General features: G+C 74.0%; 18 protein-coding genes. 9 read left to right on the plus strand and 9 right to left on the minus strand.

Going from position 1 to position 19,558, the window contains the following annotated elements:
• The first annotated feature begins 121 nt into the window (after positions 1-121).
• A complete protein-coding gene (locus OG627_RS30685; protein ID WP_329070639.1) occupies positions 122-796 on the plus strand; it encodes a DedA family protein in 675 nt (224 codons plus the stop codon).
• Between the two features lie 18 nt (positions 797-814).
• Here OG627_RS30685 and OG627_RS30690 read toward each other — a convergent pair whose 3' ends face one another.
• The 5 genes from OG627_RS30690 to OG627_RS30710 all read right to left on the minus strand — a co-directional run bounded on the left by OG627_RS30690 (position 815) and on the right by OG627_RS30710 (position 5,410).
• Complete coding sequence (locus tag OG627_RS30690; RefSeq protein ID WP_329070641.1) at positions 815-2,083, minus strand: cytochrome P450; 1,269 nt, start codon at positions 2,081-2,083, stop codon at positions 815-817.
• Entirely contained in the window at positions 2,080-2,697 is a 618-nt protein-coding gene (locus OG627_RS30695) for a GTP-binding protein (RefSeq protein ID WP_329070644.1), read from the minus strand. The genes OG627_RS30690 and OG627_RS30695 overlap by 4 nt, the downstream gene beginning before the upstream one ends.
• Complete coding sequence (locus OG627_RS30700; protein ID WP_329070646.1) at positions 2,678-3,037, minus strand: DUF742 domain-containing protein; 360 nt, start codon at positions 3,035-3,037, stop codon at positions 2,678-2,680. The genes OG627_RS30695 and OG627_RS30700 overlap by 20 nt, the downstream gene beginning before the upstream one ends.
• Positions 3,034-3,453: a roadblock/LC7 domain-containing protein gene (locus OG627_RS30705; RefSeq protein WP_329070648.1), complete on the minus strand. Its 420-nt coding sequence runs from the start codon at positions 3,451-3,453 to the stop codon at positions 3,034-3,036. The genes OG627_RS30700 and OG627_RS30705 overlap by 4 nt, the downstream gene beginning before the upstream one ends.
• Positions 3,454-3,574: 121 nt before the next feature.
• Positions 3,575-5,410 (minus strand): sensor histidine kinase, encoded by a 1,836-nt coding sequence (locus OG627_RS30710; RefSeq protein WP_329070650.1) that lies wholly within the window; start codon positions 5,408-5,410, stop codon positions 3,575-3,577.
• A 339-nt stretch (positions 5,411-5,749) separates the two neighbouring features.
• On the opposite strand from OG627_RS30710, the gene OG627_RS30715 reads away from it, so the two are divergent.
• From OG627_RS30715 to OG627_RS30725, 3 genes are all read left to right on the plus strand, one after another.
• On the plus strand, positions 5,750-6,490 hold the full coding sequence (locus OG627_RS30715; RefSeq protein ID WP_329070653.1) for an acyltransferase: 741 nt from the start codon (positions 5,750-5,752) through the stop codon (positions 6,488-6,490).
• 164 nt (positions 6,491-6,654) lie between these two features.
• Complete coding sequence (locus tag OG627_RS30720; protein WP_329070656.1) at positions 6,655-7,227, plus strand: helix-turn-helix domain-containing protein; 573 nt, start codon at positions 6,655-6,657, stop codon at positions 7,225-7,227.
• Between the two features lie 44 nt (positions 7,228-7,271).
• Entirely contained in the window at positions 7,272-7,826 is a 555-nt protein-coding gene (locus OG627_RS30725) for a YbaK/EbsC family protein (protein ID WP_329070658.1), read from the plus strand.
• Between the two features lie 52 nt (positions 7,827-7,878).
• On the opposite strand, the gene OG627_RS30730 is transcribed toward OG627_RS30725, so the two are convergent.
• Positions 7,879-8,307, minus strand: coding sequence for a CoA-binding protein (locus OG627_RS30730; RefSeq protein ID WP_329070660.1), 429 nt, complete (start codon positions 8,305-8,307; stop codon positions 7,879-7,881).
• 63 nt (positions 8,308-8,370) lie between these two features.
• On the opposite strand from OG627_RS30730, the gene OG627_RS30735 reads away from it, so the two are divergent.
• The 3 genes from OG627_RS30735 to OG627_RS30745 all read left to right on the plus strand — a co-directional run bounded on the left by OG627_RS30735 (position 8,371) and on the right by OG627_RS30745 (position 13,257).
• Positions 8,371-8,991 carry a YigZ family protein gene (locus OG627_RS30735; RefSeq protein ID WP_329070662.1) on the plus strand — a complete coding sequence of 207 codons (621 nt, stop codon included), beginning with the start codon at positions 8,371-8,373 and terminating at the stop codon, positions 8,989-8,991.
• Positions 8,992-9,070: 79 nt separating this feature from the next.
• Positions 9,071-10,237 (plus strand): exonuclease SbcCD subunit D, encoded by a 1,167-nt coding sequence (locus OG627_RS30740; protein WP_329070665.1) that lies wholly within the window; start codon positions 9,071-9,073, stop codon positions 10,235-10,237.
• Entirely contained in the window at positions 10,234-13,257 is a 3,024-nt protein-coding gene (locus OG627_RS30745; protein ID WP_329070667.1) for an SMC family ATPase, read from the plus strand. The genes OG627_RS30740 and OG627_RS30745 overlap by 4 nt, the downstream gene beginning before the upstream one ends.
• 53 nt (positions 13,258-13,310) lie before the next feature.
• Here OG627_RS30745 and OG627_RS30750 read toward each other — a convergent pair whose 3' ends face one another.
• Complete coding sequence (locus OG627_RS30750) at positions 13,311-14,372, minus strand: DUF3533 domain-containing protein (protein ID WP_329070669.1); 1,062 nt, start codon at positions 14,370-14,372, stop codon at positions 13,311-13,313.
• A 139-nt stretch (positions 14,373-14,511) separates the two neighbouring features.
• Between OG627_RS30750 and OG627_RS30755 the strand changes: the two genes are divergently transcribed.
• On the plus strand, positions 14,512-15,192 hold the full coding sequence (locus OG627_RS30755) for a TetR/AcrR family transcriptional regulator (protein ID WP_329070671.1): 681 nt from the start codon (positions 14,512-14,514) through the stop codon (positions 15,190-15,192).
• Positions 15,193-15,283: 91 nt separating this feature from the next.
• Positions 15,284-16,138 carry an SDR family oxidoreductase gene (locus OG627_RS30760; RefSeq protein ID WP_329070673.1) on the plus strand — a complete coding sequence of 285 codons (855 nt, stop codon included), beginning with the start codon at positions 15,284-15,286 and terminating at the stop codon, positions 16,136-16,138.
• A 146-nt stretch (positions 16,139-16,284) separates the two neighbouring features.
• On the opposite strand, the gene OG627_RS30765 is transcribed toward OG627_RS30760, so the two are convergent.
• Both OG627_RS30765 and OG627_RS30770 read right to left on the minus strand, forming a co-directional pair.
• Complete coding sequence (locus OG627_RS30765) at positions 16,285-17,976, minus strand: DUF885 domain-containing protein (protein ID WP_329070675.1); 1,692 nt, start codon at positions 17,974-17,976, stop codon at positions 16,285-16,287.
• A gap of 155 nt (positions 17,977-18,131) precedes the next feature.
• Positions 18,132-19,511, minus strand: a complete 1,380-nt coding sequence (locus tag OG627_RS30770) for a GNAT family N-acetyltransferase (RefSeq protein ID WP_329070677.1) — start codon at positions 19,509-19,511, stop codon at positions 18,132-18,134.
• Positions 19,512-19,558 lie beyond the last annotated feature (47 nt).

The following is a 19,558-nucleotide window of genomic DNA, read 5'->3' on the forward strand; positions in this document are numbered from 1 at the left end:
ACCGTGCCCCTCCAGCGGGTAGGCTGCCCGGCGTGCGCCTCGGCGCGCACGCCGGGCAGCCGGGCACGGGCCCGTCGAGGCCGGCTCGGTCACCGGTCAGTCATCACGGGAGGAACCGGCGTTGCACGTCCAGGAGTGGCTCGAAACCGTCCCCGCGGTCAGTGTCTATGTCCTTGTCGGGGTGGTGATCGGGCTGGAGAGCCTCGGGATCCCGCTGCCGGGTGAGATCGTCCTCGTCAGCTCGGCGCTGCTCGCCTCCCAGCACGGCGAGATCAATCCGTACGTCCTCGGCGCCTGCGCCACGGCCGGCGCGATCATCGGCGACTCGATCGGCTACGCCATCGGCCGCAGGGGCGGCAGGCCGCTGCTCGCCCGGCTCGGCGCCAAGTTCCCCAAGCACTTCGGCGAGGGACAGATCGCCATGGCGGAGCGGTCCTTCCAGAAGTGGGGTATGTGGGCCGTCTTCTTCGGCCGCTTCGTCGCGCTGCTGCGGATCTTCGCCGGGCCGCTCGCCGGCGTGCTGCACATGCCGTACTGGAAGTTCCTGATCGCCAACGTGCTCGGCGGCATCGTCTGGGCCGGCGGCACCACCGCCGTCGTCTACTCGGTGGGCGTGGTGGCCGAGGAATGGCTCAAGCGCTTCTCCTGGCTCGGCCTGCTCCTCGCCGTGCTCATCGGGATCGTCTCGATGCTCGTGGTGAAGAACCGCGCCAAGAAGGCGGGCGAACGGCCCGAGACCGGCGAGGAGACCGCCGCCGACCGGCCCGAGCCCGTGTCCGTCCCCGCCGCCGACTGATCCGGGCCGCCGCCGAAGTCACTGCACGACGGGCGTGAACGTCACCGGCAGCGAGGTCAGGCCCCGCATCAGGATGGAAGGCCGCCAGGTCAGCTCGTACGGCTCCACGGCCAGCACCACGTCCGGCAGCCGCTCCAGCAGCGTCTCGACCGCCGTACGGGCGATCACGTCGGCCAGCAGCGGACCGGGGTAGGGGCAGCGGTGCTCGCCGTTGCCGAAGGACAGGTGCGCCGAGTTCTCCGCGCCGATATGTCCCTCGGGCCAGATCTGCGGATCGGTGTTGGCGGCGGCCAGCCCCAGCACCAGACAGTCGCCCGCCCTGATGTGCTGGCCGCCGAGCCGGGTGTCGCGCACGGCCCACCGGCCGATGTAGTTCTGCATCGGGGTGTCCAGCCACAGCACCTCGTTGAGCGCCTGGCCGACACTGAGCCGGCCCCCCGACACGTTCAGCGCGAACCGGTCGTCGGTCAGCAGCAGCCGCAGAGTGTTGCAGATCCAGTTGGTGGTCGGCTGCTGCGCGGCGGCGATGAGGGCGATCAGGTCCTGGACGATCTCCTCGTCCGTCAGCCCGACCGGATGCGCCAGCATCCGGGAGGTGATGTCCGGCCCCGGACTCTCCCGCTTCTCCTTCACCAGCAGCTCGATGCGCGCCTGCGCCCGCCGGTAGGCGGCGACGGGGTCGTCCGACTCGGCCGCGTCCAGGGAGATCCCCAGATCCCGTACGAGGTCCTCGGTGTCCTGGCTGTCGGGCGCCATCCCGCAGAGCCGGACCACCGCGTGCATCGGCAGCGCGTGCGCGTACGCGGCCATCAGCTCGGCCCCGCCGCTGCCGGCGAAGGTGTCGATCAGCCCCTCGGCCAACTCGCGGCAGAGCTGCGCCAGTTCGAACTGGTCGACCGCCTCCAGCGCCTCCGTGATCACCCCGGCCCGCTGCTGGTGCTCCGCTCCCTCCGTGAACAGCACCGAGGGCTGGTGGCGCAGGAAGGGCATCATGGGCCAGTCCTCGGGGATGGAGTCCCACTGGTTCCAGCGCCGGGAGTCCCGGCCGAACAGCTCGTCGTGGCTGGTGACATAGGTGACCTCGGTGTAGCCGAGCACCAGCCACGCGGGAATCCCGCCGTCCAGGACGACGGGGGCGATCGCGCCGTGCTCCGCGCGCAGCCGCCGGTAGAGCTGGGAGGGTGTCTGATGGTGTTCGAGACCGCTCAGCAGCGGCGCGTCCGGCTGTACGGGACAGCCCGGGGTCGCGACAGCCGCTTCGGGGCCGGTTCCTTCGGGGTCGGTCATGGTGTCAGCTCCCTGGCCACGGCCAGTTCGTAGAGGTGGTCCACGAGGGTGATCAGGACGTTCTTGCCGGACGCGCGCACCCGCGCGTCGCAGTCGATCAGCGGGACGTGCTCGGGCAGCGAGAGGGCCTGCCTGATCTCCGCCAGCGAGAAGGCGGAGACGTCGTCGTCGAACCGGTTGACCGCGACGACGAACGGGGTGCGGTGGTGTTCGAGCCGGTCGACGGCGTACCAGGACTCGCTCATCCGCCGGGTGTCGACCAGCACGACCGCGCCGAGGGTGCCGGAGAACAGCCGGTTCCACAGGAACCAGAACCGCTCCTGGCCCGGCGCCCCGAACAGATAGAGCACCATCCGCTCGTTGAGGCTGATCCGGCCGAAGTCGAAGGCCACCGTGGTGGTGGTCTTGGTGGTCAGTCCGGCGGTCTCGTCCACGCCGATACCGGCCTGGGTCATCACCTCTTCGGTGTTGAGCGGCCGGATCTCGCTGACCGAGCGGACGAGCGTGGTCTTGCCGACCCCGAACCCGCCCACGATGACGATCTTCAGACCGGTCTCCGCGGCATCGGGCAACGGAGTGCGGCGGGCCGGGAGTTCAGAGGTTGCGGAGTCCATGGAGCACCTCCTTCAAGAGGGCGGAGTCGGGCAGGGCGGAGGCGGAGCCGGCCGCGCGCGGATGCCGTGCGGTGATCCGGCCCGTCGCGAGCAGATCGCCGAGCAGGATCCGTACCACCGTCACCGGCAGGTTCAGCTCGGCGGAGATCTCCACGACCGCCGTGGGATGGCGGCACACGCTGAGGATCCGTACGTGCTCCGACTGCATCCCCGGGGTGGGTTCGCACTCGCTGACGATCAGCGTGACCAGGTCGAACGAGTCGTCGTCGACCCGGCTGCGGCCTCCGGTCACGGTGTACAGACGGTCGGGGTCCCCGGTGTCGACGGGTCGCCCGGTCATGACGGAGTGCTCTCCTGGGCCGGGGTGCGGGGCTCGGCCCGCAGATGGTCACCGATCTGCTCGACCAGCTCGGTCATCTGATGACCCACCACACCGGGGTCGGCGCCGTCCTCGGCGATGACCGCGAGATGGGCGCCCGCGCCGGCCTCCACGATGAAGAGCAGCCCGCCGTGGAATTCGGTCATCGAGTGCCGCACCCCGCCGGTGCCGTTGCCGAACTCGACCGAGGCGCCCTGGGCGAGCGCCTGGATGCCGGAGCAGATGGCGGCCAGCTGATCGGCCTGGTCGAGGGTGAGATGGCGGCTCCAGCAGAGCTTCAGCCCGTCGCGCGAGAGGACCAGTGCGTGCCGGGTGCCCGGGGTGCGTTCCAACAGGCTCTCCAGGAGCCAGGTCAGACTGTTGTCAGTGGTCTGCATGGTGTGTGGGGCGGCGAGCACCCGGTAACGAGGTCACCTGCCCGTGTCTCCAATCTGGCGTTCGAGATGAGATGGGGCGCCGGTCCTCCGGGCGCCGTACGGGGAGCGCACCGCCGCCCGCCTATCCGGCCGGGTGCTGTCCGGGCGGCTGCTGGCCGGGCGGTGTGCGGCCCTCCGGTGGGTCGGACGGTGCCTCGGCCGGTGTCCCGAACGGAGTCCCGTACGGGTCCAGCGGCCGGGGCTCGGAGGAGTGGCGCGCCCGGTGGAAGGCCCCGAACTGCGAGCCCGCGTCGCGGCCGTCCCCCGTGCCCCCGTCCTCCGGCTCCGTCCCCGGCAGCGGCCTGCCCCGGTCGGACGCGGCCATGGTGCGGCCGGGCGGGCGCACCGGCAGCCCGTTGGGGGTCGCCACCCGGGGGCCGCCCCCCCGGGCGGACGGCGAGGGGAGCGTCCAGGCGGGCGTGGCGGGTGCGACGGGCGCGACGGGCTCGGGTTCGGCGGGGGCCGGTGGCGCCGGTGCGTCGTACGGGGCGGACGTGACCCGGGGAACGGGCGGTGAGGGCATCGTCGTCTCCGGGTCCGGTCGCCGCAGGAACTGTTCCGGAGCCATACCGCGCTGCTGGGCGAGGAGTTGGGGCGGGAGGAGCACCACGACGCCGGTACCGCCGCGCGACGAGGGCCGGTAGTTGACGCTGATGTGATATTTGGCGGCCAGCCGGCCGACCACGGCGAGCCCGAGCCGGGTGCCCTGGAGGTGGGCCAGGTCGATCACCCGGCCCGACACGGACTCCTCGGCCCGCCGCATGGCGGCGGCGGCCATCTTCAGACCGCTGTCCTCGATGGTCACCACGATGCCCGCGGTGCGCTCCTCGACATAGACATGGACCTCGTCGATCGGCGGCGAGAAGTTCGCCGCGTTGTCCATGAGTTCGGCGAGCAGATGCATCACGGGCTCGGCGGCGAACCCGGCGATCGCGGCTTCGCTGGAGCAGTGCAGCCTGACCCGCTGATAGGCGGCGATCCGGCCGACCGCGCCGCGCAGGATGGACTCCATCCGGATCGGCTTGTTCCAGGCCCGGCTGGCCCGGCCGCCCATCAGCAGGGCGAGCCGGTCGGTCAGCAGCCCGAGCTGCGAGGTGTTGTGGTCGAGCTTGAGCAGATCGCCGAAGACCTCCTCGCCGTGCCGGTCCTGCATCTCGCGCAGGTCGGCCAGCATGCTGACGGCCTTCGCCTGCACCCGGCTGAGCGCCTTGGCGCTGGCCACCTGCGCGGCGGTCGCCCGTCGCTCGCTGAGGGCGAAGTCCCTGACCAGCGAGTCGATCAGGACCCGCAGCCGCGGGTCCGCGGGCGGATCCACGGTGGCGAGCACCGTGTCGGCGGAGCCGCCGGAGCGCAGCCCGTTGAGCGCCGAGGGCAGCGTCCTGGTGGTCAGCAGGTCCAGATCGTCGGCCGCCTTGGTCAGTTGGGCGACGGCCCGCTCCCGCTCCTCGCCCGCCCGCACCGCGCGTCCCTCGGCGAGGGCGACCTCGCTGACGAAGACCTCCAGCACCCGGCGCAGCGGGGGATCGGCGGGTTCCGGGACGGCGGCGAGCGTCTCCTCGGCGCCCGCGCCGTCCCGCAGCCGCTTGACCACGGCGGGCAGGGTGACGTTGAGCAGTTGCGCGCAGTCCGCGCCGACCCGGGTCAGCTGTGACTGCGCGGTCCTGCTCTCGCTCTCGGTCATGGAGGCACCGCGCCGGCCGCGCCGCAGCAGCGCCACGGCGGTGCCCGCGGTGACCGCCAGACAGAGCCAGGCGACGGCGACGGTCGCGGCCACCCAGGTGCGGACCGTTACGGGGGCGGTGGCCACCACGGCGCCCCCGGCGGCGCCCGCCACGACCAGCAGCGCCAGGGGAACGGTGAGCGGCAACGGCCGTGCTTTGCGTATGCGGCGCGGGCTGGGGGCGACAGGCACTGACATTCCGCGGTCCCTCGTACTTGTGTGCGGTGGGGGAATCTTGACTGCGGGTGGGGAGGTGCGCGGCCGACCCGGCGGGCCGTTCGCACCACATGAGGCGCTCATGCTGCCACGGGCGGAGCCGCCGAAAGCCGCTGAACGGCCGGAGCCCACACAACGGGGGATTTCATGCCGAAGTAGCCCACCGGCGAGGGGCATCGTGGTAAGCGGAGAGCGTGGGCGCCGCTCGGTCGTAGGAAGCAGCCGGGCATCGGGGCCGGTGGGCGGCCCGGAGCGGCTGTGGGGTGAACGTCACAGCACCCGCGTCCGGTCGCGCCCGGCCCCGCCGACTACGGTGTGCGCGTGCCGAAGAACAGAAACACGTTCTCATCGCTGACCGCCTGGCGGCGCCGGATCGCCTCGCGGGCCGTGCACCGGGGCTGGCGCTGGGTCCAGGAGACGGGCGCGGTCAGCGCGGAGCGGCCGGGCCGGCTGCGCTTCCGCCGGATCGGCACCGGCACCCGGCTCGCCTTCCCGCAGGGCACCGTCTTCGGCGAGCCGTGGATCGAGCTGGGCGACCACTGCGTCATCGGCGAACAGGTCACGCTCACCGCCGGGATGATGCCGGGACTCGACCTCGGTCCCGACAAGGTGCTGACGCTGGGCGACGGGGTGGTGCTGGGGCGCGGCAGCCATGTCATCGCGGATACGACGGTGACCATAGGGCCGGATACGTACTGCGGTCCCTACGTCTACATCACCTCGACCAATCACAGCTACGACGACCCGGGGACGCCCGTCGGCAAGCAGTGGCCCCGGACCGAACCGGTCGAGATAGGGCCCGGCTGCTGGCTGGGCACCGGCGCGGTGATCCTCCCCGGCGCCCGGCTCGGCCGCAACGTGGTGGTCGCCGCCGGAGCGGTCGTACGGGGAACGGTCCCCGACCACACCGTGGTCGCCGGTGCGCCGGCCCGCACCGTGCGCAGCTGGGACGACGAGCGCGGCTGGCAGCCGCCGCTGCGCACGCCCGCGCCGGTGCCGATCCCGGAGGGCGTCACTCCGGAGCAGCTGCTCGCGCTGGTGGAGCGGGCTCCGGAAGCCTGACCCGGTGACGCGGACCCGTGGCGGCGCGGCCCCGCGGTGACGCGGCCCCGCGGTGACGCCGACCCGCAGTACAGTGCGGTGGACGGCCGGGTGCATCACACGGCACACCACGCGGGGGCTGTCCCGTCGCGGAGAACGACTTCTTGACCGTAGGGAACGGAAACGTGTCGGACCTCGACCAGCTCACGCAGTCGCTCGCCCGCAACCTCAAGCGCTGGCGCGGCGAGCGGGGCTTCACGCTCGACGCCCTCGCCGCCCGCGCGGGGGTCAGCCGGGGCATGATCATCCAGATCGAGCAGGCCCGCACCAACCCCAGCGTCGGCACCACCGTCAAGCTCGCGGACGCGCTCGGCGTCTCCATCGCCACCCTCCTCGACCACGAGCAGGGCCCCCAGGTCAGGATCGTGCCCGAGGACCAGGCCGTACGGATGTGGTCCACCGGGGCGGGCAGCCGCACCACCCTGCTCGTCGGCACGGAGGCCCGGGGCCCGCTGGAGATGTGGTCGTGGACGCTGGCGCCGGGCGACGCCGGGGTCTCCGACCCGCATCCGCCCGGCACCGTCGAGCTGCTCCATGTCACCGCCGGTGAGCTGACGCTCGTCGTGGACGGCACCCCGCACCCCGTACCCGCCGGAGCCTCCGCCACCTTCGAGGCGAACGTGCCCCACAGCTACCGCAACGACGGCACCGGCACGGTCGAGATGATCATGTCCGTCGCCATCCCGCCCGCCCGCTGAGACGGCCGGAACGCGCGCGGGGAACGGCTGTTAGCGTGACGCCCATGCGCGCGCCCATCGGAAACTTCGACCACGCCACCCCCGCCCCCGACTGCCTCGACCTGCTCACGCCGCCCGTCGCCGAAGCGGTGCGCGGCTGGCAGGGCGATGTCCCCGCCGACCAGCTGGTCTTCGTGGACACGGACCCGGCGGTCGCCGACACGGCGGTCTTCGTGGAGCACTACGGCCCCGAGCTGCTCGACCACTCCGCCAACTGCGTGGTCGTGGCGGGCAAGCGGGGCGGCGAGAGCACCCTCGCGGCGTGCGTCGTGCTCTCCCGTGCGCGCGTCGACGTCAACGGGGTGGCCAGGAAGCAACTCGGCGCGCGCAAGGCGTCGTTCGCCGCGATGGACACGGCGGTCGGCGAGACGGGCATGGAGTACGGCGGCATCACGCCGATCGGACTGCCCGCGAGCTGGCCGCTGCTCGTCGACTCCGCCGTCCTGGACACCGAGTGGGTCCTGATCGGCAGCGGCCGGCGGCGCGGAAAGCTGATCGTGCCCGGCAAGGTCTTCGGGCAGCTGCCCGGCGCGGTGATCCTGGAGGGACTGGGCGTCTGACGCCCCGGGCGGTCCGGTACGTGGGCCCCCGTGCGCGCGAGGGCCCGCTGTCTCAGCTGCCGAGCCGGGGGATCTCGATGGCCGGGCACCGGTCCATGACCATGGCGAGACCGGCCGCGCGCGTGCGCTCGTACGCCTTCTCGTCCACCACCCCGAGCTGGAACCACACGCCCTTCGCGCCGATCTCCACCGCCTCGTCGGCGACGGCTCCCGCCAGCGCGCTGTTGACGAAGACGTCCACGACATCGACGGGGAAGGGGATCTCGGCGAGCGAGGAGTAGCCCTGCTCGCCGTGCACCGTCTGCGCGCTCGGATGCACCGGTACGACGCGCTTGCCGTACCGCTGGAGCACGGCGGCGACCCCGTACGCCGCCCGCGAGCGGTTGGCCGACAGTCCCACCACCGCCCAGGTGTCTCCCGTACCGGTGAGGAGGGAACGGACCGTGTCGTCGTCCGCGAAGGCGCCTGTGTCTGCGTACATGCCAGGAGAACGGCCCGCACGCCCCGGCCATTCCCGCGCCCGGACCCCGCATAGGGTGGCCGGATGCAGGAGCAGTACCGCACCGTCGCCCACCAGGGAATTCACGAGACCGAGATCAACCGGTCCCGCTTCATCTGCGCGCTGGCGCCCGTCGCGACGGAACCGGCGGCGCGGGAGTTCGTCGCCCGCGTCCGCGCGGAGCATCCGGCGGCCTCCCACAACTGCTTCGCCTATGTGATCGGCGCCGACGCCTCCGTACAGAGGGCGAGCGACGACGGCGAGCCGGGCGGCACCGCGGGAGCGCCGATGCTCCAGATGCTGCTGCGCCGCGAGATGCGCTACACCGCCGCGGTCGTCACCCGCTACTACGGCGGGGTCAAGCTCGGCGCGGGCGGTCTGATCAGGGCGTACGGCGGGGTGGTCGGCGAGGCGCTGGACGCGCTCGGCACCCTGACCCGCCAGCGCTTCCGGCTCGCCACCGTCACCGTCGACCACGCCCGCGCCGGCCGGCTGGAGAACGAGCTGCGCGCCACGGGACGCGCGGTGCGCGAGGTGCGGTACGGGGAGGCCGTGACGATCGACCTCGGGCTGCCGGACGCGGAGGTGGCGGAGTTCCGGGCCTGGCTGGCGGACAGTACGGCGGGGACGGCGCGGCTGGAGCTGGGCGGCGAGGCGTTCGCCTGAGGGACCGGCGGCGGGACCCGGACGCCGTTGCTGTCGGGGCGCCCGGTTAGCGTGGGGCCTTCGACCACTGGGGGAGAGCTTGAGGATTCTGCACACGTCGGACTGGCATCTGGGGCGCTCGTTCCACCGCGTCAGCCTGCTCGACGCCCAGGCCGCCTTCCTCGACCACCTGGTGGCCACGGTCCGGGAGCGGGAGGTGGACGTGGTGCTGGTCGCGGGGGACGTCTACGACCGCGCCGTACCGCCGCTCAGCGCCGTGGAGCTGTTCGACCGGGCGCTGCACCGGCTGGCCGCGGCCGGGGTGCCGACCGTGATGATCTCCGGCAACCACGACTCGGCCCGCCGGCTCGGCGTCGGCGCCGGGCTCATCGGCCGCGCCGGAATCCATCTGCGGACCGACCCGGCCGACTGCGCGGAGCCCGTGGTGCTGGCCGACGGCCACGGCGAGGTCGCCTTCTACGGGCTGCCGTATCTCGAACCGGCCCTGGTGCGGGACGAGTTCAAGGCGCCGAAGGCCGGGCACGAGGCGGTGCTCGGCGCCGCGATGGAGCGGGTACGGGCGGATCTCGCGGACCGGCCCGCCGGGACGCGCTCCGTGGTGCTCGCGCACGCCTTCGTCGCGGGCGGCGAGCCGAGCGACAGCGAGCGGGACATCACGGTCGGCGGCGTCGCCTCCGTACCGGCCGGGGTCTTCGACGCTGTGGACTACGTCGCCCTGGGGCATCTGCACGGCGCGCAGGCGGTGACGGACCGCGTGCGCTACTCGGGCTCCCCGCTCGCCTACTCGTTCTCGGAGACGGCACACCGCAAGACCATGTGGCTGGTGGAGCTGGGGGCGTCCGGCGCGATCGAGGCCGAGCGGATCGACTGCCCGGTGCCCCGCGCCCTGGCCAGGATCCGGGGGCGGCTGGACGACCTGCTGGCCGACCCGGGGCTGGCGCGCCACGAGGAGTCGTGGGTCGAGGCCACGCTCACCGACCCGGCCCGCCCGCACGAGCCGATGGCGCGGCTGGCGGAGCGCTTCCCGCACGCGCTCAGCCTGGTCTTCGACCCGGAGCGCGGGGACGACGACCCGCTCGCCTCGTACGCCCGGCGGCTGGCGGGCCGCACCGACCAGCAGATCGCGGAGGACTTCGTGGCGCATGTACGCGGCGGACCGGGTCCCGACGAGGGGGAGCGTGCCGTGCTGCGCGCCGCTCTCGACGCGGTACGGGTCGACGCGACGGTGCGCGAGGTGACCCCGTGAGGCTGCACCGGCTGGCCCTCACCGCCTTCGGGCCCTTCGCCACCGCGCAGGAGGTGGATTTCGACGCGCTCTCGGGCGCCGGGCTCTTTCTGCTGCACGGCCCGACCGGCGCCGGGAAGACCTCGGTGCTCGACGCGGTCTGCTACGCGCTGTACGGCTCGGTCCCCGGCGCCCGCCAGAGCCCGGGAGTGACGCTGCGCAGCGACTACGCCGCGCCCGGCACCGCCACCGAGGTCACCCTCGAACTGACCGTCGGCGGAAGGCGGCTGGAGTTCACCCGGCGGCCCGCGCAGTCGCGGCCCAAGAAGAAGGGCACCGGCCTCACCACCGAGAAGGCGCGGAGCGAGCTGCGCGAGTACGACGCGTCCAGCGGCGGCTGGAAGGCCCTGAGCCGCTCCCACCAGGAGATCGGCGAGGAGGTCAAGCAGCTGCTGGGCATGACCCAGGAGCAGTTCTGCCAGGTCGTGCTCCTGCCGCAGGGCGACTTCGCGCGCTTTCTGCGCGCCGACGCGGAGGCGCGCGGCAAGCTGCTCGGCAGGCTCTTCGACACCCGCAGGTTCGCGGCGGTCGAGGAGCGGCTCGCCGAGCTGCGCCGCGCCGCCGAGCAGCGGGTGCGCGCCGGGGACGAGCGGCTCCTCGCCGTCGCCCAGCGCATCGCGCAGGCGGCGGGCGACGGTGTGGCGGGCGCCGGCTCGGACGCGCCGCCGCCGGAGGGCAGGCCCGGCGACGTGGGGCTCGCGCCCGCCGTGCTGGAGTGGGCCGCGCTCGCCCGTTCCGCCGCCCGGGAGCGGGCCGACATCGCGGCCTCGGCGCTGACGGCCGCCGAGCGCCGGGAGGCCGCCGCGCGCAGCGCGCTGGACGCCGCGCGGGAACTCGCGGCGGCGCAGCAGCGGTTCGCGCAGACGCTGCGCCGCGAGGCGGAGCTCGAAGCCCGTCGCCCCGAACACGACCTGGCCGAGGCGTCGTTGCGCGGCGCCCACCGCGCGGAGCTGGTCGCGCCCGCGCTCTCGCTGCGCGACGAGGCGGACCGGGCGCACCGGGACGCGGCCCGCGCGTACGAGTCGGCGCGCGCGCTCCTCCCGCCGGGCTCCGCCGAGGCAGGGGCCGGGCAACTCGCCTCGCTGGAAAGGGCGTTGCGCCAGGAGCTGGGCGCGCTCGACGCGGCCGGACGCGACGAGGAGCGCGACGCGGCGATCACCGCCGAGCGCGCGGCGCTGGACCGGCAGGCGCGGGCCGACGAGGAGATCCTCGCGGAGACGCGGGGCGGTCCGGCCGACTGGGAGTCCGAACGCCGTGCGCTCCAGGGCCGGGTCGAGGCGTCCCAGGAGGCGGCGGCCCGCGCCGAACGGCTGGCCGGACAGCTCGAACCCGCCGTGCAGCGCCTGGCCGCCGCCCGGCGGCGTGACACGCTCGACGAGGCGCTGACGGCCGCGCGCCACCGGCTGACCGACACCGGGACCCGCGCGGGAGAGGCCCGGGAGACCTGGCTCGACCTGCGGGAGGAGCGGCTGCGCGGCATGGCCGCCGAGCTGGCCGCCCGGCTGGTCGACGGCGCCCCCTGCGACGTGTGCGGCTCCGCCGACCATCCCGCGCCCGCGCGGCCGGCCGAGGGCCAGGTGGACTCCGCAGCCGAGGACGCGGCGCTGACGGAGTATCAGCGGGCCGACGCGGTAAGGGAAGAGGCGGAGCGCGCGCACGCGGCGCTGCGCGAGCGGTGCGCGACGGCCCGCGCCCAGGCCGGTGACGCGACGGTCGCCGAACTCGCCGCGCTCGTAGGGCGGCTGGAGGGCGAACACGCCGAGGCGCGCCGTACCGCCGCCGGCACGCACGCCGCCCTGGAGGCGCTCGCCCACGCCGAGCGCGAGCACCGGGAGCGGCTCGCCGCGCGCCACGAGGCGGAGCGCCGGGTGGCGGCCCGTACCTCGCGGTGCGAGGCGCTCGAAAGCGAACAGGACGCGCTGCGGGCCGGGTTGACCCGGGCCAGGGGCGAAGCGGCCAGCGTGGCGGAGCGGCGGCGGGAGCTGGCCGCCCTGGCCGGCCGGATCGCCGGGGCCGTGGAGTGCGTACGCGCCGTCGAGACCACCGCGCTGCGGCTGAAAGAGGCCGACGACCGGCTCGCGAGCGCCGCGTTCCGCGCCGGGTTCGACACCCCGCGCGCCGCCGCCGGGGCGCTGCTGACCGAGGCCGCCCGGAGCGCGGCACAGCGGCTGGTCGACGTGTGGCAGCGGGAGGCCCACGCGCTCGCCGAGCGGCGCGGGGAGCCGGAGGCCCGGGACGCCGCCGCGCGTCCGCCCGCCGACACGGCCGGGGCGTACGAGGCCCACCGGGCGGCGGAACACGCCCTGCGCGCCGCCGCGTCCGCCGCCGCCACCGCGCGCGAGCGCGGCGCCGAGCTGCTCCGGCTCTCCCGGCGGGCCGAGGCCGAGGTGCGCGCGCTCGGTCCGCTGCGCGAGGAGTACGACCGGGTGGCGCGTCTCGCCGCGCTCACGGCGGGCACCTCCACCGAGAACGAGCGCCGGATGCGGCTGGAGTCGTACGTACTGGCGGCCCGGCTCGAACAGGTCGCGGCGGCGGCCACCGTACGGCTGCGGCGGATGTCCTCCGGCCGTTACGGGCTGGTGCACTCCGACGCGCGCGCCGGCGGCCGGGCCCGCTCCGGGCTGGGGCTCCAGGTCGTGGACGCCTGGACCGGCCGGGAGCGGGACACCGCGACGCTCTCGGGCGGCGAGACCTTCTTCGCGTCGCTCGCCCTCGCGCTCGGCCTCGCGGATGTCGTCACGGACGAGGCGGGCGGCGTACGGCTGGACACGCTCTTCATCGACGAGGGGTTCGGCAGCCTGGACGAACAGGCGCTGGACGAGGTCCTCGATGTGCTCGACTCGCTGCGGGAGCGCGATCGCAGCGTGGGCATCGTCAGCCATGTCGCCGATCTGCGCCGCCGTATCCCCGCCCAGCTGGAGATCGTCAAGGACCGGCGCGGCTCGCTGGTCCGGCCGAGGCTCGGGCCCCCGGCACGCTGACAGGCCGTACGGGGCGTTCGACTCACCCCGTACGGCCTGTTCTTGACGTGGTGTCAGTCCGTCGCTTCCGCCGTGACCGCCGGGTTCGCCGCGGACCGGCGGGACCGCAGCAGGGGGATCAGGACCGCGACGAGCCCGCCGGCCACCGCGTAGGCGCTGATCACCAGGAGGTGCCCGGTGATGCCCTCGGCGCCGAAGTAGACGATGCGGCGCACGGCGTCGGTGCCCGCGCCGTTCGGCAGCCACTCGGAGATCGCCCGCCAGAACGGCGGGAGCAGCGACGACTGGTAGGCGCCGCCCGCCGACGGGTTGCCGAGGATGACGAAGACCAGGACCGTGATGCCGATCCCGATGACGCCGAAGAGGGACTGGAAGGCCATGGTGACCGTCGCGGCCGAGAGGACGAGCAGCGCGCCGACGCCCCACAGCGCCAGGAAGTGGCCGGTCAGCGCACCGAGGACCGAGTCCGCGACGAGCGCGCCGCCCAGCCCGGAGAGGATCGCGTACGGCACCATCGCGCCGAGCCGGAAGACCGCGCGGCGGGCGGTGAGCGGCCGGGCGCCGGCGGCGACCCCCAGCAGCGCCGCGACGAGATAGCCGCCGACGATCCAGCCGATGACCAGGTAGAAGCCGCTCAGCCCGCGTCCGTCGCCCGACTGGAGCGGCACGATGTCCCGCGTCGTGACGGTGCGCTGCTGGTCGGCGTCGGCCCCGGTGATCACCGCGGTGACGGCGTCGGCCTCCGCCTTGCCGCCACCTGAGGCCACCAGCAGGGTGTCCTCGGTGCCGCTGGGGTTGACGAGGAGGGCCGCGGAGGTCTCGCCCGTACGGATCTGCTCCTCGGCCGCCGCTCGTGAGGCGACGGCCTCGGCCTTGACCGGGGAGGAGGCGATGCCGTTCAGCCCGGCGATCGTCTTCTGCGACACCTGCGCGGGGGCGACCACGGCGACCGGGATCTGATGGGGCTTCGGAGCATGGAAAGCTCCGATATAGGACAAAATAAAGCCAAGTTGCAGCAAGAGGACACCAGCGATGAGCAGTATCGTGCGGAACTGGACGGCGTCCCGCAGCTCGGCCCAGAAGCCCTGCGGGCTCGATTCGTCCGGTGTGCTCATGGTGGAACCCTTCGGGTGGGGGAGTGGCGGCGACCGCCCGGGGCCGGTGGGGACCGGGACCGGTCGGATCATCGAATACAATTATGTATCCGATTCAAAAATGAATCGCAAGTTGGAGTGCGACCTTGGGAGTGTCACCGTGCCCGCTGCCCCGAAGCCGTCCGCTGCCCCGGGCAAGTCGCCCCGCGTCACCAAGCGCCGGGCCGAGACGCGGGCGCAGCTGCTCTCCGCGGCGGCGGAGGTGTTCGCCAGGAAGGGGCTCGGCCGGGCCTCCATCGACGATGTGTGCGCCGCCGCCGGTTACACACGCGGCGCGTTCTACTCCAACTTCAAGACCCTCGACGAGCTGATCCTCGCCCTCTACGACGCCCGCGCCGCCAGGCTGATCGCCACGGTCGAGGCCGCCGCCACCGAGGCGGTCGCCGAGATCAGGGCCTCCGCCGACCCGGCCGCGGAAGGTCCCGCCGGGGTGGCGGAGCTGGTCGAGGCGGTGACCCGGGTGGTGGCCACCCTCTCGGTCGACCGCGACGACCACCTCCTCCACCTGGAGTTCACCGCGCACGCCGTCCGCGACCCGCGGGCCGCCGAGGCGTTCGTGGCCCACCGGCGCACCGTGCGCGACGCCCTGATCCCGGTGGTCCGCGTCGCGATGCGCGCCCTCGGCCACGCCCCCACCGACGCACAGCTGGAGCGCATCACGCGCGCGATGTTCGCCGTACGGGACGGGATGACCAGCCAGGAGGTGCTGGAGCCCGGCGACCCCGAGCTGCCCCGGCTCCACGAGGCGCTCATGGCCGCGACGATCACCGCACTGGAGTGATAGGGATGGTCCCAACGGTTCGGTACGGCGGGGGTGTTGCTCCCCGACGCCGGCGGACGACGCCGACCGCCGACGCCGACGGAGGACACCCATGCCCGCACTCCCGCCGCCCGCCCCCGCCGGGCTGCGCCGCGACCCGCTGCCGCTGCGCGGCCGGACCGCCCTGGTCACCGGGGCCAGCAGACGCGGCGGCATCGGCTGCGCGGTGGCCCGGCGCCTCGCGGCGTACGGAGCGAGCGTCTATCTGCACCACCACGTCCCGCACGACGAGGACCAGCCGTGGGGCGCGGACCCGCGGGGACCGGCGGGCGTCGCCGCCGCCGTACGCGAGGCACGCGCCGACCCCGACGCGCGGGTGGTCCACGGCCCCGCCGACCTCTCCGCGAGCGACGCGCCCGCCGCGCTGGTCGCCACCGCCGCCGAGGCGCTCGGCGGCCGGCTCGACATCCTGGTCGCCAACCACGCCCTGAGCGGCTCCGACGGCACACTCGACACCATCGACGCGGCGATGCTCGACGCCCACTGGGCCGTCGACACGCGCTCGGTGATCCTGCTCGTCCAGGCGTACGCCCGGCTGCGCGCCGCGCTCCCGGCCCGTACCCCCGGCGGCCGGGTCGTGATGATGACCTCGGGCCAGGACCTCGCGGGCGGGATGCCGGGCGAGATCGCGTACGGGCTGGCCAAGGGCGCCCTCGCCTCGGCCACCCGCTCCCTGTCCACCGCCCTCGCGGACGCGGCGGTCACCGTCAACACCGTCAACCCCGGGCCCGTCGACACGGATTACCTGACGGGCGCGGCGTACGACGCGATCGCCGCGCTGTTCCCGGCCGGACGCTGGGGGATGCCCGACGATCCGGCGCGGCTGATCGCCTGGCTGGCCACCGACGAGGCCGAGTGGATCACCGGCCAGGTCATCGACTCGGAGGGCGGGTTCCGCCGCGGCTGAGCCGTCCGGCGCCGCGCCCCCGGGCCGGGGGCGCGCTCGTCCCGGGCCGGGCCCGGTCCGTACCCCCGGGTCGCGAGTCCGGGCGCCCCGTGACCGCCCCCCCGCCCGCGCGGATGGGTGCGGGCGGGCGGGCGGGGTACCGCCGGTCAGAGCTTGGACAGCTCGTCCACCAGGTCGTCCAGGCCCAGCGAGCCCTGCGACAGCGCCGCCATGTGCCACGCCTTCGCGTCGAACGCGTCGCCGTGGGCCTTACGGGCGTTCTCCCGGCCGGTCAGCCAGGCGCGCTCGCCCAGCTTGTAGCCGATCGCCTGGCCCGGCATCGACAGATAGCGGGTCAGCTCGCTCTCCACGAAGTCCGCCGGACGTCCGCTGTGGTTCCCGAAGAACTCCTGCGCCAGCTCCGGCGTCCACCGCTCGCCCGGGTGGAACGGTGACTCGGCCGGGATCTCCAGCTCCAGATGCATCCCGATGTCCACGATCACCCGGCAGGCGCGCATCATCTGCGCGTCCAGATACCCCAGTCGGCGTTCCGCGTCCGGCAGGAAGCCCAGCTCGTCCATGAGCCGCTCCGCGTACAGCGCCCAGCCCTCCGCGTTGGCGCTGACCTGGCCGACGGACGCCTGGTAGCGGGAGAGCTGATCGGCGACGTGCGTCCACTGGGCGATTTGCAGATGGTGTCCCGGCACACCCTCGTGGTACCAGGTCGAGACCAGGTCGTACACCGGGAAACGGGTCTCGCCCATGGTCGGCAGCCAGGTGCGGCCGGGGCGCGAGAAGTCCTCGGAGGGGCCGGTGTAGTACGGGGCGGCCGCGCCACCGGGCGGGGCGATCCGGGACTCCACCTTCCGCACCCGCTCGGCCAGTTCGAAGTGCGTGCCGTCCAGCGCCTCGATCGCCTCGTCCATCAGGCTCTGGAGCCACTCCCTGACCTCCTCCACGCCCTCGATGTGCTTGCCGTGCACATCGAGATGGGCGAGCGCCTCCCAGGGGCCCGCGCCCGGCAGGATCTTCTCGGCCTCGGTGCGCATCTCGGCGAGCAGCCGGTGGTACTCGGACCAGCCGTACGCGTACGCCTCGTCGAGATCCAGATCCGTACCGTTGAAGTAGCGCGCCCAGCGGGCGTAGCGCTCCCGGCCCACGGTGTCGGGCGCGTCCTCCACGGCCGGCGCGTAGACGTCGCGCATCCAGTCCCGCAGCTCCAGCAGGGACGCGGTGGCGGCGCGGGCCGCCGAGTCCAGCTCGCCGCGCAGCGCGTCGGGCCCGGCCGAGGCGAAGTCCTCGAACCAGCCGGTGCCCCGCTCCCCGCCCGCCCAGTCGGTGAGCTGGTTGATGAAGGTCGCGGTGGGGCGCGGCGCGCCCGGCAGCTTGCGCTCCAGACCCAGGGCCAGCGAGGCACGGTATCCGGCCAGTGCGGCGGGCACCGCGCGCAGCCGCTCCGCGAGGGCCGCCCAGTCCTCGTCGGTCTCGGCCGGTGTCACGGTGAACACCTCGCGGACATGGTGCGCGGGCGAGCTGAGATTGCTGATCGCGCGCAGCCCCTCGTCGGCGTCGTGGACCGCGAGTTCGGCGGTCAGCCGCTCGCGCAGCAGCCGACCGCAGCGCCGCTCGGCCTCGCTGTCCGCGCCGGGCAGTGCCTCGGCCTCGTCGAGCCGCGCGAGCGTGGCGCGGGCGAGGTCGGCGAGGGCGTCCTGCCCGGCGGGGGAGAAGTCGGGGAGACGGCGGGAGGATTCCGCCACCCCGAGGTAGGTGCCCGTGATGGGGTCGAGTGCGATGAGTGCGTCGACGTAGGCGTCGGCGACCTGGCGGGGCAGCGCGCTGCCGGGGGAGGTGTCTGACATACGGCCATCCTCCCCAACGGGGAGCGCCACGTCACACCCGTTGTTCCCCGGGCGCACCGCCTTTGGCCTGATCGCGATCGTTCCGGTCGCCGAAGCGGCCGCGACCCCCGGCGGCGGATCACCGGATCGCGGTCGCTCCGATCGGCGGACGCTCCCTAGTGACCGGACGGGAGGGACCGTACCGCCGCCGGTTCCAGCCGGGCCGTGATGACGAGCGTGCCCTCGTCGATCTGGTAGTCGAGCGGCAGGCCGAGGTCGCGCATCGTGGCGACCATGCCCGTGTTGGACGCCTGCGTCACCGCGTACACGCTGCCGCAGCGGGCCTCGACCGCGAGTGACACCAGGCGGCCGAGCAGCTCGGAGCCGATACCGCGCCGCTGCCAGGCGTCCTCGACGATCAGCGCGACCTCGGTCTCGTCCCCGTCCCAGAGCAGATGGCCGAGGGCGACGAGCCGGCCGGAGGCCGTCTGGACCGCGAGGGTACGGCCGAAGCGGGGGCTCAGCAGATGGTTCAGATAGCGGTCGGCGTCGCCCACCGGGCCGTGGTAACGCAGCCCGAGCGTGCGCGTGGAGCACCGGGCGTGCATGGCGAGGGCCGCGTCGAGGTCGTCGCCGTCGGCGCGGCGGACGGTGATCTCCTCGCCCTCGGGGAGGGTCAGCACGTCCTGGCCGCGCGGGATGCGCGGGCCGAGCCGGGCGTCCAGCTCCACCAGGGCGCGGGCGCGCGCGAACTCGGTGGGCGTGAAGGGGAGATAGGGGCGCTCGACGCTGATCGTGCCGCCGTTCGGGTCGCGCAGCCGCATCTCCGTTCCGTCCAGTACGCCTTCGACGGGCGCGGCGCCGTCCGCGGCGGGGCCGGTGGCCGGTCCGGCGGGCCGGGAGTGGATCGTGCACCGGCCGAGCAACTGGCGTAGGGAAAGCGGGAGTTCGGCGGCGTCCAGGGCGGTGCGGGTGGCCAGGCCCAGGACCCGGGTCGGGGTGTCGACCAGGTCGTGGGTGTCGGCGCGCTCGATCCAGGTGCTGCTGCCGCCCGCCGCCGACACCTCGCGGGTCAGGTCCTTCGCCTGGAGCGCGGCCGGGGCGCGCAGCAGGAACTCGTCCACCGTGCCGTCGGCCAGCGGATGCGTCTGGAGGGTGAGGATGTCGATCCGGTGCGCGGCGAACGCGCCGCACAGGGCGGCCAGGCTGCCCGGCTCGTCGCGCACGGTGGTCCGCATCCGCCACAGGGTCCGTTCCCCGGGGGCCGAGGTGTCCCGCTCCGCGGGCACCGGCGCCGGCCCGTCGGGTGCGGGCCCGGCGCCGGACGCCGGTGGGGCATGGCCGTGCCTCCGTGCCCACCAGGTGTGGAACGTGGCGGTGGCGATCAGCGCCACCGCCGAGGCGACCAGCAGGAACGCTCCATCGGGCCCGTGCGCGATCATGTTCGCCAGGGCGTCGGCGACGGCCACGGCGGTGAACAGGGCGGCCAGTTCGACAAGGTCCCGCCGCCAGTGGTGCGGACGGCGGGCGCTCTTCGCGGAAGTCACATGGGTCATGACCTCACTTTGACGGAACGGTGTTGCGTGATCACGAACGGTTTGTG

Source organism: Streptomyces sp. NBC_01429 (assembly GCF_036231945.1).
In the GTDB taxonomy this organism is placed as follows: domain Bacteria; phylum Actinomycetota; class Actinomycetes; order Streptomycetales; family Streptomycetaceae; genus Streptomyces.

Coding starts and splice junctions, on each gene's coding strand:
- OG627_RS30690 (WP_329070641.1), bottom strand. CDS start 2,083: ATGACCGACCCCGAAGGAACCGGCCCCGAAGCGGCTGTCGCGACCCCG.
- OG627_RS30695 (WP_329070644.1), bottom strand. CDS start 2,697: ATGGACTCCGCAACCTCTGAACTCCCGGCCCGCCGCACTCCGTTGCCC.
- OG627_RS30700 (WP_329070646.1), bottom strand. CDS start 3,037: ATGACCGGGCGACCCGTCGACACCGGGGACCCCGACCGTCTGTACACC.
- OG627_RS30705 (WP_329070648.1), bottom strand. CDS start 3,453: ATGCAGACCACTGACAACAGTCTGACCTGGCTCCTGGAGAGCCTGTTG.
- OG627_RS30710 (WP_329070650.1), bottom strand. CDS start 5,410: ATGTCAGTGCCTGTCGCCCCCAGCCCGCGCCGCATACGCAAAGCACGG.
- OG627_RS30725 (WP_329070658.1), top strand. CDS start 7,272: ATGCGCGCGCCCATCGGAAACTTCGACCACGCCACCCCCGCCCCCGAC.
- OG627_RS30730 (WP_329070660.1), bottom strand. CDS start 8,307: ATGTACGCAGACACAGGCGCCTTCGCGGACGACGACACGGTCCGTTCC.
- OG627_RS30735 (WP_329070662.1), top strand. CDS start 8,371: ATGCAGGAGCAGTACCGCACCGTCGCCCACCAGGGAATTCACGAGACC.
- OG627_RS30750 (WP_329070669.1), bottom strand. CDS start 14,372: ATGAGCACACCGGACGAATCGAGCCCGCAGGGCTTCTGGGCCGAGCTG.
- OG627_RS30760 (WP_329070673.1), top strand. CDS start 15,284: ATGCCCGCACTCCCGCCGCCCGCCCCCGCCGGGCTGCGCCGCGACCCG.
- OG627_RS30765 (WP_329070675.1), bottom strand. CDS start 17,976: ATGTCAGACACCTCCCCCGGCAGCGCGCTGCCCCGCCAGGTCGCCGAC.
- OG627_RS30770 (WP_329070677.1), bottom strand. CDS start 19,511: ATGACCCATGTGACTTCCGCGAAGAGCGCCCGCCGTCCGCACCACTGG.